12 protein-coding genes are annotated in these 12730 nt (G+C 37.4%); 3 read left to right on the top strand and 9 right to left on the bottom strand.

The features are described 5' to 3' along the window. Positions 1-57 precede the first annotated feature (57 nt). A complete protein-coding gene (locus C8D70_RS12630) occupies positions 58-900 on the top strand; it encodes a prephenate dehydrogenase (RefSeq protein ID WP_110367547.1) in 843 nt (280 codons plus the stop codon). A gap of 108 nt (positions 901-1008) precedes the next feature. On the opposite strand, the gene C8D70_RS12625 is transcribed toward C8D70_RS12630, so the two are convergent. The 7 genes from C8D70_RS12625 to C8D70_RS12595 all read right to left on the bottom strand — a co-directional run bounded on the left by C8D70_RS12625 (position 1009) and on the right by C8D70_RS12595 (position 7941). Continuing rightward, a complete protein-coding gene (locus C8D70_RS12625; RefSeq protein ID WP_062671299.1) occupies positions 1009-2427 on the bottom strand; it encodes an L-serine ammonia-lyase in 1419 nt (472 codons plus the stop codon). A 100-nt stretch (positions 2428-2527) separates the two neighbouring features. Next, positions 2528-3871: an ammonium transporter gene (locus C8D70_RS12620; RefSeq protein ID WP_110367546.1), complete on the bottom strand. Its 1344-nt coding sequence runs from the start codon at positions 3869-3871 to the stop codon at positions 2528-2530. 83 nt (positions 3872-3954) lie between these two features. Beyond that, on the bottom strand, positions 3955-4620 hold the full coding sequence (locus C8D70_RS12615; protein ID WP_110367545.1) for an alpha/beta hydrolase: 666 nt from the start codon (positions 4618-4620) through the stop codon (positions 3955-3957). Positions 4621-4796: 176 nt separating this feature from the next. Then, complete coding sequence (locus C8D70_RS12610; RefSeq protein ID WP_076595760.1) at positions 4797-5423, bottom strand: YceI family protein; 627 nt, start codon at positions 5421-5423, stop codon at positions 4797-4799. 78 nt (positions 5424-5501) lie between these two features. After that, positions 5502-6068: a YceI family protein gene (locus tag C8D70_RS12605; RefSeq protein ID WP_110367544.1), complete on the bottom strand. Its 567-nt coding sequence runs from the start codon at positions 6066-6068 to the stop codon at positions 5502-5504. Between the two features lie 143 nt (positions 6069-6211). Continuing rightward, complete coding sequence (locus C8D70_RS12600; protein ID WP_110367543.1) at positions 6212-7261, bottom strand: glucokinase; 1050 nt, start codon at positions 7259-7261, stop codon at positions 6212-6214. Positions 7262-7377: 116 nt separating this feature from the next. Continuing rightward, positions 7378-7941 (bottom strand): hypothetical protein, encoded by a 564-nt coding sequence (locus tag C8D70_RS12595; RefSeq protein ID WP_076595763.1) that lies wholly within the window; start codon positions 7939-7941, stop codon positions 7378-7380. Between the two features lie 380 nt (positions 7942-8321). Here C8D70_RS12595 and C8D70_RS12590 point away from each other — a divergent pair, with 380 nt between their 5' ends. Next, positions 8322-9728 carry a DUF1800 family protein gene (locus tag C8D70_RS12590; protein WP_228408024.1) on the top strand — a complete coding sequence of 469 codons (1407 nt, stop codon included), beginning with the start codon at positions 8322-8324 and terminating at the stop codon, positions 9726-9728. 171 nt (positions 9729-9899) lie between these two features. Then, positions 9900-11084: a DUF1501 domain-containing protein gene (locus C8D70_RS12585; protein ID WP_110367542.1), complete on the top strand. Its 1185-nt coding sequence runs from the start codon at positions 9900-9902 to the stop codon at positions 11082-11084. Between the two features lie 352 nt (positions 11085-11436). Here C8D70_RS12585 and C8D70_RS20830 read toward each other — a convergent pair whose 3' ends face one another. After that, complete coding sequence (locus C8D70_RS20830) at positions 11437-11574, bottom strand: hypothetical protein (RefSeq protein ID WP_181416127.1); 138 nt, start codon at positions 11572-11574, stop codon at positions 11437-11439. A 106-nt stretch (positions 11575-11680) separates the two neighbouring features. Further along, a complete protein-coding gene (locus C8D70_RS12580) occupies positions 11681-12700 on the bottom strand; it encodes a helix-turn-helix transcriptional regulator (protein WP_110367541.1) in 1020 nt (339 codons plus the stop codon). Positions 12701-12730 lie beyond the last annotated feature (30 nt).

The raw sequence follows: 12730 nt of genomic DNA, 5'->3' as shown, positions 1-12730 counted from the left end.
ATAATTTAAAACCTCGTCCTAGGGACGAGGTTTTTTTATTTTAAAAATGTAAAAAAGATGAAAATAAGTATTATTGGAGTGGGATTAATCGGAGGTTCGATGGCTTTGAAATTAAGAGAAAAAAAACTGGCCAGCTTCATCTACGGAATCGATAACAATACACAGCATATCAGTGACGCATTGGAAATTAAAATCATTGATGCAGGAGTAGATCTTGAACATGGAATTAAAAATTCGGATCTGATTATTCTTGCTATTCCTGTAGATGCTGCACGAAAACTGTTGCCTTCTGTTCTGGATCTTGTGTCTGACCAGCAGACGGTAATGGATGCAGGTTCCACCAAAGCAGGCATTGTAAATGCGGTAAAAAACCATCCGAAACGGTCAAGATTTGTAGCGTTCCACCCGATGTGGGGAACGGAAAACAATGGTCCGAAATCCGCTATTGCAGAGAGTTTCTCGGGAAAAGCTGGTGTCATCTGCAACAAAGAAAAATCGGCCGACGATGCTCTGGCTACCGTTGAAAAAGTAGTCAATGCTCTCGATATGCATATGATTTATATGAATGCAGAAGATCATGATGTTCATACTGCTTATATTTCCCATATCTCCCATATTACATCTTATGCCCTTGCCAATACCGTATTGGAAAAAGAACGTGAAGAAGAAACGATTTTCCAGCTTGCCAGTTCGGGTTTTTCAAGTACCGTACGTCTTGCCAAGTCGCATCCGGAAATGTGGGTTCCTATCTTTAAGCAAAACAAAGAAAATGTACTGGACGTTCTGAACGAACATATCACTCAGCTCAGAAAATTCAAATCCGCTCTGGAAAAAGAAAACTATGAATATCTGGAAGAGTTGATTTCCAACGCCAACAGAATCAGAGGAATTTTAAGATAAAGATCCTTATACGATACTAAAAGCCCGACGGTTTTTACTTTTATTTTATTAAGAAACCCTTAGTCATAGTGGCTAAGGGTTTTATATTTTGAAATAAAATAATTTCTATTAACATTCCGGAACGTTGACTGCAATGGCCAGTCCGCCTTCCGAAGTTTCTTTAAAACGGTCGCTCATCGACTGAGCGGTTTCCCACATGGTCAGAATCACTTCATCCAATGTTACTTTTGCTTTGGTGGGATCACTTTCCAGTGCAATATTGGCTGCTGTAATGGCTTTCATCGCGCCCATCGTATTCCTTTCAATACATGGAATCTGTACCAGCCCTTTAATTGGATCGCAGGTCAATCCAAGGTGATGTTCCATCGCAATTTCTGCCGCCATCAATACCTGTCCTACACTTCCTCCTAAGATTTCTGTAAGTCCGGCTGCTGCCATTGCAGAAGATACTCCGATTTCCGCCTGACATCCTCCCATCGCTGCAGAAATAGTTGCATTTTTCTTGAATAAGGTCCCGATTTCTCCCGCTACAAGCAAGAATCTTATAATATCCTCCTCACTCGTAAATGGTGTAAATGCCTGAGAGTACATCAATACCGCCGGAATAACTCCACTTGCCCCATTGGTAGGTGCGGTAATAATTCTTCCGAAGCTTGCATTCTCTTCATTCACAGCCAGTGCAAAGCAGGCAATCCATTTGTTGATATTTGTAAAGTTCTCTTCAGCGTCTACCACCTGCTGGAACCATTCGTCTTTGTTTTTATAGATTTTATCTCCGAGCAGCTTTCTGTTGATTCCTGCGGCTCTTCTGGAAACATTCAGTCCGCCAGGAAGAACTCCTTCCTTATTGACCCCTTTGTAGATACATTCTTTGATCTGCTGCCAGATATAAAGTGCTTCCTGCCTAGTTTCCTCCTGGGTTCTCCAGCTTTCTTCATTCATGAAAATCAAATCTGACATTTTATCAAATCCCAGCTTTTCACAATATTTTGCAATATCTGAAGCTTTATGACAAGGATACAGCGTACGTACACACTGCTTCTGAATAGAGTTTTTTTCCTGGCTGGCAATGAAACCGCCACCTACAGAATAAAAATCCTGCACGAGTTCAGTTCCGTCTTCGAAAACAGCTCTGAAGATCATTCCGTTCGGATGAAAATCAAGGCTCTTTTTCATGTTTAAAACCAAATGATGTCCGTAAATGAATGGAATTACCTTTTCACCACCAAGGTTAATGGTTTGAGTACTCTTGATGTAATCTATCTTTTCATCAATTTTTGAAGTATTGATCGTTTTAAAATCTTCTCCATTCAACCCAAGCATTCCCGCAATATCAGTTCCGTGCCCGATTCCCGTTTTTGCGAGTGAGCCAAAGAATTCAAGAAAAACCTCTTTAACTTCTTCTATTGATCTTTCTCTTTTTATAATCCTGATAAATGCTGCTGCTGCGTTCCAGGGTCCCATCGTGTGTGAACTGGACGGACCTATTCCTACTTTAATAATTTCAAAAACCGATATTGATTCCATAAATGATTCGTCATTTTCCTCAGAAACAAAGATACATGATAAATCCTGAAATATACCTTCAAATTTTTAATGATATCAACATATCATCACAATATAAAAGCTATTGCAGGCATTCTTCATGCTGCGAAAGATCAAGCCCTTTATTTTCAGACTCTTCAGAAACTCTTAATGTGATCATGGAATCTGTAAGTTTATATAAAATTAATGATCCTAAAAAAGTAAAAATAGAAACCAAAACAAGGGCTGCCATATGATGAAGAAAAACATCAATTCCACCATGAAGCAGACTTGCTTTTTCACCATGAGCAAAAATGGCGGTAAGAATCATTCCCATAATCCCTCCTACTCCATGGCAGGCAAAAACATCAAGCGTATCATCTACTTTCTTTAAAACCTTCCAGTTCACCATCAGATTGGAAACGATTGCTGTGATAAATCCTATAAAAAGACTCTCCTGAATGCTTACAAAACCACATCCGGGAGTAATGGCCACCAAACCTACCACTGCTCCTATGCACGCTCCCAAAGCAGAAACACTTCTCCCATTGATTCTGTCAAAAAAGATCCAGGTCATCATCGCCGAAGCAGATGCTATGGTAGTTGTTCCAAAAGCGGTAGCCGCAGACGCAGAAGCACTCAAAGCAGATCCGGCATTAAATCCGAACCATCCGAACCACAGCATTCCTGTTCCCAGAAGCACATACGGAATATTGGACGGCTCATGATGAGGATTCTTCCGGTTTCCTACCACCAAAGCTCCGGCAAGCGCAGCAAAACCGGCACTCATATGCACAACAGTTCCTCCTGCAAAGTCTTTTACCCCGAAATATTTGTTTAAAAGACCATCAGGATGCCACACCATATGACAAAGCGGCGTATAAATAAATATACTGAAAAGAACAATGAACAATAAATAAGATATAAAACGAACCCTTTCTGCAAAAGATCCGGTAATAATTGCCGGAGTAATAACGGCAAATTTCATCTGAAACAAGGCAAAAAGAATGAAAGGAATCGTGGGAGCCATCAGTTTATGAGGTAGATTTCCTACCCCGCTAAAAAAGGGATAACTGAGCGGATTTCCAATGATACCGTAATGCTTTCCGGCTATTGTAATCCCGATAGATTCACCGAAAGATAAAGAAAAGCCTACGACTACCCATACCATGGAGATAACGCCTAAGGCAATAAAACTCTGCAGCATGGTAGAAATTACATTTTTTCTCCCGACCATTCCTCCGTAAAAAAAGGAAAGCCCTGGTGTCATGAGTAAAACAAGCCCTGCCGCAGCCAGAATCCAGGCAACATCAGCGCCAACAATTTTATCTTCACTTAAAAATTCCCTTGTATCAGGAATATCGGCAGCCGGATTCCAGAATAATCCCCCAATGGCAACGATTGCGATAACAGAGAATGAAATGATCCATTTTAATCCTACTTTCATAAAATTTATATTTAACCCTATCAAATTTAAATATAAATTCCATAAAAACTACATTTTTAAGTCAAATACCCCTAAAAAAATATTCAATCTGGAACTTTTTCAATTTTTCCAGAAAAAATCTCTGACAGTATTTTGGAAACTTCTTTGGATTTAGTGGCCGGAAAAAGATGTGTTCCTCCTTTTACCACATAATTCGGATTTGAATAGCGGATGGGGAAAACAATGTCTTTATCACCTAATATCTGAATGACATTGGGATTCTCCTCAAATTTCCATTCAGAAACCTTTTCTACGGACCATTTCAGATAATAAGGATCTCTTACTTTAAAATATTGAAGGAGTTTAGGATTTTTAGGATCAAAAAGCTTTCGGATCACAGCATATACATTAGCAGCTTTGTCGTTGAACAAGCTTACAGGAAGAATTCTTGGAATTTTGGTAACTTCACCTGTCCTGATGAATCTGGATTTTTCCCTGTCGGATTTTATACTTCCCAGGATCACCACTTTTTCTGCAGGTTTCAGTTGATTGATCTCCTGAACAATAATTCCTCCGAAAGAATAGCCCAGCAGGCAGAAAGGCTCGGAATCATCTATTTTTTCCGCCATTCTTTTAACATAAGCACCGAAAGGCTCATTTTTTTCAGGAATAAGCCAGTCTATAAAAATCAATTCACAATGTTTGGGAAACTCTATTCTTTCAAGGACCTTGAAGTCTGCTCCCAGACCGCTTACGATATAAATTTTCATAGCACTAATTTATAAAAAATACGGAAACAAAAGAATGACTCCTTAGATTTAACAGCGAGACTGTTTAAACTTTTATAATCATTATTTTAACAACAAAAGGCACAAAAGTTTAAACAACTTTGGCATTAAAAAAGAGCAATTCTCATGAACTGCTCTTCTGTATTAATAAATACATCTTATTTTTTCTTTTTCGGAACCCTGTTCTCGTTATCCAGCATTTCTGTAGTAACTTTGAATTGGATATCCATTTCGTTCTTAATGAAATAATCTTTCAATGAAGACTGGTAGAATACTTTAAAGTCTCTTCTGTTCAGAGAAAACTTTGCAGACTCAATAGAAGTTGTGAACTGAGTAACGTATACATTGGCAGGGAAAGAAATTGTTTTTCTCACTCCTTTAAGGGTAAGGTCACCGTACACTGTAGAGTTGTATTCACTGTTTGCTAATGGAATAATTTTAGTCAAATGGAATTTTGCAACAGGAAATTTTTTCACTTCAAAGAAGTTTGAGCTTTTCAGATCATTAGTAAGCTTGATCTGATCTTCATCAGACACATCGCCCGCCATCAGACTTCTCATATCTATTACAAACTCTCCATCTACCAGAACCGTATGGTCAAAGTTGAATTTTCCGCTTTTCAGTTTTACTGTTCCTGAATGGGAAGTTTCTTCGGTTTTCACCACTTTATACCCCCACCATCTGATCTCTGATGAAGTCACTTTTGACACTTTATCAAATTTCTTCTGGGCAGAAACAAACGACATGCTTGCGCACACCATAGCAAACAATAGTAATCTTTTCATTCTTTTTTATTTACAATTCAACAAAAATAAAAAAAAGTGTAGAACTTCTACACTTTTAACAATCTTTTTTTGATTAATTTATTGAGCAGTTACCTTTACAAGCATATCAATATCATCTTTCACAAAAACATCCTGCATAGTAGACTTGTAAGCTACGTCAAATTTCTGTCTGTCGAAAGAGAATTTATTGGATACCAAACTTACTACTCCCTTGCTGTAAGAAATCTTCGCAGGGAAAGAGATTGGGCTGGTTTTTCCTTTTACAGTAAGGTTTCCTGTTACAAGAGAATTGTAGATTTTATCATTGTTTTTCTTTACTCCTGTAATTTTAAAGGTTGCAGTAGGGAATTTTTCAACTTCAAAGAAGTCACCATTTTTAAGGTGTCCGTTTAATTTCTGCTGATATTCTCCTGTAAGGTCAGTAGAGTTAATTGAAGTCATATCCAATACGAAGCTTCCGCCTACCAATTGGTTTCCTTTCATTACCATATCTCCGGACTTTACTTTTACAGTACCGTCGTGAGAGCTGGCCTCAGATTTTGCTACTTTATATCCCCACCAGTGTACATCAGATGCTACTACTTTTTTCGACTGTCCGAAAGCCAGACCACCAGCTAAAACTGCTAATAAAAATATTTTTTTCATTGAATAGAGTTGTTTACTTATTTAACGATACAAAGGTAGGTATCTTACTTAATAGATTTCATTGATGTATATCAAGAAAATTTATTATTTTCATGAATAATATCATCTCATAAAAAAGCTCCGAATTTCTTCGGAGCTTTCTTTTATACCTGATAGTAAGCCGTATAAAGTGCTATACCATTTAATGCAGTGTGATTTTGCTTGACCAGATATATGGGAGTATTTTTAAGCATTTCCTCCATTTTATCACTGATCTTGAATTTCTCATAGAATTTTGCCTTATCAATATATTCTGCAATCATCTGAGGAATATCTCCGGCAATCAGTAATCCTCCGGTAGCTTTCAATTTTAATGTTAAGTTGTTCGCTTCCCTTGCCAGAAATTCAAGGAAAGTATCTAAAGCAATTCTGCAGATTAAAACATTCTCCTCTACAGCAGCTTTATAAAGCTCTTCCACAAAATTCCCCTGCGCAAGACGTTCTCCTAACCATTCCGGCTCAGGATGCCTTTTTACATCTCTCAGGAATCTGTATATATTGAATAACCCTGACTTGGATAGTACATTTTCCCAGCTTACAATACCATAGATATTATTTAAGAACTGGTAAAATTCAACTTCCACGTTGGTTCTTGGAGAAAACTCTGAGTGTCCTCCTTCTGTTGCAAAAGGTCTCAGGTATTTTCCGTCAAAGAAATATCCCGCTTCTCCTAATCCGTTTCCGGGAGCTAGAACCGCTACATTTCCTTTTTCAAGATGTCCGCTTGTATAGATAGCTTCCAAATGATTGTCTTCAAGAAGAGCCATTCCATAGGCAGAAGCTTCCAGGTCATTCAGCATATCCACTTTTTCAAACCCGAAATCGCGGGCATATTCAGCAATATCCAAATGCCAACCTAGTCTTGCCGGACTGCTTTTCCCGTCCAATACAGGACCTGGCACTGCCATTCCCAGGCGTTTTACATTTTCAAGCTGATTATCCTGAATAAACTTCTTTAAGATATCTGAAAAGGAAGCATATTCTTTGGTTGCATATGTATTTTGTACTTTTATCTCAAGACCTCCGTTCCCGGAAACGAAATAGCCTAAGATTGTTATATCTTCACGGAGGCTTGCCCCAATGATAGAAACATTATCATTATTACTGTTCTCTACTCCTGGTAAATAAAGTGGAAATTTTGGATTCAGAATCATAACCTCAAATTTTACCAAATATAATAATTGTTTTTGTAAATCCTGCACAGAACAAAAAAACCTTTCCACTTTCGTGAAAAGGTTTTGGTTAATAATTGTTTATATATTAAATCTAACTACTTTCCTAATGGAATATTGTAACCGAATCCTACTCCGATATTCCCCACATTATAGTCCTGACCTGGCAAATCTCCTTTAGTTCCTACAAAAACCTTTTGGTACTGTACGAAGAAATTCCAGTCTCTGTTGTGATATCCGATCTCAGGCTTAAGGTAGAAACCTCCGCCAGCTCTTTCAACATTGGTATTGGATGCTACTGTTTTATCTCCAACAAGGAATCCGTATCCTAAATCAGTTCCGAAATAGAAACCGGTTTGTTTTGGATAAATTCTGATTAAAGCGGCTACAGGAACTACTCCTACATCATTATTTTTATATCCGTTGTTTTCTTTTCCAAAATAATGAGTATAACCTGATGCGATACCCAGTCCGAATCCTGGTGTGATCAGATTCTGGTAAGCTACATCCACTCCTACTGCTGCAGAAAGGTTATCTGCGGGAACTGCTAAACCAACATTTGCACCTACCTTGATCATGTTATTCATTTGAGCACTTTGGGCGCTTGCGATACCTGCTGTTAAAATACCAGCCAGTACTATTGCTTGTTTAAACATTTTCATAACTCTAATTTTTAAATTTTACTAAACAGGAGGATGTAAAAATCATGCCAAGCAAAAGATTTTCTTTGATTTTAACATTCAAAAAATTCATAAAACAATGATTATCAAATCGTTATTTTTAACAAAATTTAAATATTTGTTTAACAAAAATTATCAAAAATGATAGCTAAAAAGTGAATTAAAGAAAAAAGGAAGGAAGCAAGAAGATGGAGGCTGGAAGTAATATCCTGTTATATAAAACTTATGTCTATTATGATTAAAGTAAAGGACAATTTCTTCTTCCTGCTCACCATAACTCCCAGCTTCATTCCTCAAGCTTCCAGCCTTAAAAATAATATTAACAATCCTTAACCCTTTATTATTTTAACTTTTTTCCCGAAATGACATCAAAAAATAAATTCTCCATGATGGCTGATTCATTATTAAAAAACAAGCATCTTCTTTGGCGCGCAGGTTTTGGTGTTGGTATTAATCAAATTGATGATTTGAAAAATAAAAACATTAAAGCGTTACTTAATGAATTATTTAAAGAAGAAAACTACAGCGAAATCACTTACGACACTCCTGATCCTGTTTCAGCAGCGGATTATATGAGCAGTACAGCTCCCGCAGAGAAAAAAAAAGAAATGCAGCGGATTAACAGAGAGCAAAATAGTGAACTCAACCTGAATTTCCTGAACTCCATCGTTAACAGCAAGGAGCAGATGAGAGAAAAGATGGCCTTTTTCTGGCATGGACATTTTGCCTCAAGGGTACTCAATCCAGGATTCAATAAACAACTTTTAAATACCATCAGAAAAAATGCGCTTGGAAGTTTCAAAGATCTGCTTTTTGAAGTAAGCCAGTCGCCGGCGATGCTTAACTTTCTCAATAACCAACAGAATAAAAAAGACCATCCTAATGAAAATTTTGCCCGTGAAGTTATGGAACTTTTTACCATGGGAAGAGGAAACTACACTGAAAAGGATGTAAGAGAAGGCGCGAGAGCCTTTACAGGATGGAGTTATGATAAAGAAGGGAATTTTAAGGAAAGAAAAAATCTCCATGATGAAGGCAGCAAAACTTTTTTAGGAAAAACAGGCAACTTTGATGGAAGCGATGTTTTAAATATTATTTTGGAGCAAAAATCTACGGCACAGTTTATTACAACAAAGATCTATAAGTTTTTTGTGAATGAAAAAGCAGATCAGGATATCATCAATAAGCTCAGCAACAATTTCTACAATTCAGGATATGACATCAAAAAGCTAATGACTGAGATATTTTCGAGCACCTGGTTTTATGATCAGAAGAATATGGGCAACAGAATAAAATCGCCTGTAGAACTGATGGCAGGAATCATGCGAATCCTTCCTATGCAAATTCAAAACCCTGAAAACCTCATCGTTTATCAGAAGTTATTGGGACAGATGCTGCTTTATCCACCCAATGTAGCAGGATGGCCAAATGGAAGATCGTGGATTGACAGTTCTACTCTGATGCTGAGACTTCAGATTCCGCAGATATGGTCAGGACTTCGCCCTTTGGAATACAGTCCCCGCCAGGATGATGATATCGATATGGGAATGAAGTCGCGTGAGACAGCTTTGAACAAAAGCTTTAAAAATCCCAATATCACCATCGATTGGGGCCGCATTGAAAAGATTTTCGCCCATAAAAACTGTGAAGATTATCTTCTGCAGAGCACCAAAAGCCTCGACATGAGCTCTGTAAAGAATTTTTCAGACAAGAGTATAAAAATGAATGTTATCAATCTGATGTCAACCCCGGAATACCAGTTGATGTAGGTTGCAGGTTACAGGTTGCAGGTAATAGCTGTCAAAAAATAGCTTAATTGCCATCTATTTATCTTTTACTAATATAAAAATGAATGCCAGTAAAAATGTCGCTCAGCCCTACAACCAGCAACCTATAAACCGCAACTTATCACCCGCAACCTTCAACCTAAAAGCAAAATTATGTTAATCAAAAGAAGAGAATTCCTCAAAATAAGTTCACTGGCTACCGCTTCCATGCTGATGCCGAATTTCTTAAAAGCCATGACTCTGGATGAAGCGCTGAATCCCGGCCAGAACATTCTGGTAGTTCTTCAGTTTACAGGTGGAAATGATGGTTTGAACACGATCATTCCGGCTAAAAATGATATTTATTTCAGAGAAAGGAAGACACTGGCTATTCAGGACTCTGTACCCCTTACAGATGAGGCAGGAATCAATCCGTCTCTCTCCTATTTCAAAGAGCTTTTTGACAACGGAGAGCTTTCTGTGATGAATAATGTGGGATATCCCAACCCGGATAAGTCGCATTTCCGAAGCATGGATATATGGCAGTCGGCAAGCAGAAGTGATCAGTTTCTGGAAACAGGCTGGCTGGGGCGTTTTCTGGACGAAGAATGCTATCGCTGCGACCATCCTACGCAGGCACTGGAAGTAGATGATATGTTAAGCCTTGCATTAAAAGGAGAAAATAATAAAGCATTTGCCTTTAAGGATCCCAAAAGACTGTATCAGACCAGTCAGGAAAAATATTTTAAATCTCTCTATGACCACCATCACGATGATGAAACCGTCTCTTACCTTTACCAGACTTTAGGTTCTACGATTAATAATGCTGACTATATTTTTGAAAAAAGCAAAGCCAGAAAAACCGAACAAATTTACCCCAATTCTCAGTTGGGAAAAGACTTTAAAACGGTAGCTTCTTTAATAAAATCTGACATTAATACTCAGGTATACTATCTTTCGATCGGAAGTTTCGATACACACGTCAATCAGAATGACAGACAGAAAAAGTTATTCAACGATATTAATGAAGCTGTAAAATCCTTTGTTGCCGATATGAAAAGCAATGGTCTTTTCAAAAATATCCTGTTAATGACATTTTCAGAGTTTGGCCGCCGTGTGGCACAGAATGCCAGTAACGGTACAGACCACGGAACTGCCAACCAAATGTTCTTTATCAGTGGAAACCTTAAGAAAAAAGGCATATTGAACGCTCTTCCTGATCTACAAAATCTGAGTGAAGGTGATCTCATCTACAAAGAAGATTTCAGAAAAGTATATGCTACGATTTTAAAAAACTGGCTTAAAGCAGACTCTTCCAAAGTATTGGGATGGAAAGACGGAATTTATGATTTTATATAGGGAAAACGCAACCGTAAAAGTCACAATTTTTTTAGAAGCATTGATCTAAAAAAAAATGGATAATAAGTATGTTTAGATTCTTACCGGAATGACACAATTGGAATGGTAGTCTATCCACACAGTTTATCATTCCGTAGGAATCCAGCCTTCTTTTCCCAAAAAATATAATCCAGACCAACACCTCAACCGAAGGCGTGAAAATTCCCTTCCCTCGGAAGGTAGACAAAAATTCAAAAAATTTTTGACCGGGTAGTTTTCAGCATTCATCAAAAAGATCCATTAACAAAAAAAGAGACCGTACATCCTTATGACAGTCTCTTTTCAATAATTTTAAATTTTAAGTACTTTACGTTTAAGCCGTAATCTGCTTTTTTTGGCTCTCTTTGTCTTCCTGTTTTTTATCTATTTTCTCAGATATTTTTTTCACGATATACTCTATCGCCAGTGGTGCTATGATCGCAATTAATGCTTTAAATATTCTTGATTTCATAATTAATTTGGTATTGTTAACGTAATAATACAATTTCCAAGCCAAGATAAAATGTGGAAATAAGTAATTTGCAATAATGCTTTGCTAATCATATATCTAAAACAAGTTAGTTTTCCTCAGGAACAATCAGACTCTGATAATTTCTACATCCTGCATTAAACTTTTCCTCCATTTTCAGCCGTAGCTTTTTAGGCTTATGTACAATCAGAGAATCTCCAAAACCAAGGAGCAATCTTTCCAGTTCATAATTGATCTGAACACATATTTTAAAAAGAGTTCCGTCATGGCCTTCCTTTAATATCTCCTGGCTTTTATGCAGCGGTTTTGTTTTCACATAGGGAGCATTTCCTGCGTCTACCCAAAAGATCACATTTCTGGGATCCATTGATTCTGAAACGGTAACTCCTACAATATCTTTGAAGTATTCATCTCCATCCAGTTCCTTATCAATATATACAAGACTATCATCTGTTTCGATACTTTCCATTCTGTCCAGTGCCAGATTGTACATTTTCTGTTTGTAAAGACAGATCAGAAACCAGCGGTTGTTGAATTCCTTCAGCAGCTGCGGATGTACTGTAAAAACATTGGATTCTCTTGCTGTAAAGCTTTTATAAAGAATCTTCAGTACCTTTTTATTGGCGATGCTTTCATACAGAATATCAATATGCTCCAGCCCTTTCAGCTGTTCATTTTTATCCAGATGTATAATGGATTTCTGGCTGGTGGCATGAATGGAATCTTCCAGTTTCTGAATAACCCCATTCATTTCTTTGAACATGGAAAAATCCTTGAACTGTTTTAAAATCTGAACTGCATTGTTCATTGCCTTCAGATCGCTCTCATTCACAGAAATATTATGAATACTGTACTCCGGATCGCTGTAACGGTAATATTTTCTTTCGTAAACTTCAATAGGAGCTTCATACCCGAATTTCTCACTCCGCATATTCTGAAGATCAAGCTGAACGGTTCTCTTACTTACATAAGATTCTTTTCCCTCAAATTCAAACAATGCTTCTGAACATTCATCAATGAGATCTTCCAGCGTATATTTCCTGTATTTGTTTTTAAGACATTTATCTAATGTTTTGTACCTGATCAGAGCATTTTTATTGGATGACATACCTTAGTGTTTAATGATTTGGTGTTTTTT

The organism is Chryseobacterium sp. CBTAP 102, assembly GCF_003201365.1.
GTDB lineage: Bacteria > Bacteroidota > Bacteroidia > Flavobacteriales > Weeksellaceae > Chryseobacterium > Chryseobacterium candidae.
The sequence above is the reverse complement of the archived record's forward strand: the minus strand, read 5'-3'. Positions and strand labels throughout refer to the sequence as shown.

What these genes read in the sequence shown, in the direction of transcription:
- C8D70_RS12630 (WP_110367547.1), top strand. Translation starts at nt 58, where the DNA reads ATGAAAATAAGTATTATTGGAGTGGGATTAATCGGAGGTTCGATGGCT.
- C8D70_RS12625 (WP_062671299.1), bottom strand. Translation starts at nt 2,427, where the DNA reads ATGGAATCAATATCGGTTTTTGAAATTATTAAAGTAGGAATAGGTCCG.
- C8D70_RS12620 (WP_110367546.1), bottom strand. Translation starts at nt 3,871, where the DNA reads ATGAAAGTAGGATTAAAATGGATCATTTCATTCTCTGTTATCGCAATC.
- C8D70_RS12615 (WP_110367545.1), bottom strand. Translation starts at nt 4,620, where the DNA reads ATGAAAATTTATATCGTAAGCGGTCTGGGAGCAGACTTCAAGGTCCTT.
- C8D70_RS12610 (WP_076595760.1), bottom strand. Translation starts at nt 5,423, where the DNA reads ATGAAAAGATTACTATTGTTTGCTATGGTGTGCGCAAGCATGTCGTTT.
- C8D70_RS12605 (WP_110367544.1), bottom strand. Translation starts at nt 6,068, where the DNA reads ATGAAAAAAATATTTTTATTAGCAGTTTTAGCTGGTGGTCTGGCTTTC.
- C8D70_RS12600 (WP_110367543.1), bottom strand. Translation starts at nt 7,261, where the DNA reads ATGATTCTGAATCCAAAATTTCCACTTTATTTACCAGGAGTAGAGAAC.
- C8D70_RS12595 (WP_076595763.1), bottom strand. Translation starts at nt 7,941, where the DNA reads ATGAAAATGTTTAAACAAGCAATAGTACTGGCTGGTATTTTAACAGCA.
- C8D70_RS12590 (WP_228408024.1), top strand. Translation starts at nt 8,322, where the DNA reads ATGACATCAAAAAATAAATTCTCCATGATGGCTGATTCATTATTAAAA.
- C8D70_RS12585 (WP_110367542.1), top strand. Translation starts at nt 9,900, where the DNA reads ATGTTAATCAAAAGAAGAGAATTCCTCAAAATAAGTTCACTGGCTACC.
- C8D70_RS20830 (WP_181416127.1), bottom strand. Translation starts at nt 11,574, where the DNA reads ATGAAATCAAGAATATTTAAAGCATTAATTGCGATCATAGCACCACTG.
- C8D70_RS12580 (WP_110367541.1), bottom strand. Translation starts at nt 12,700, where the DNA reads ATGTCATCCAATAAAAATGCTCTGATCAGGTACAAAACATTAGATAAA.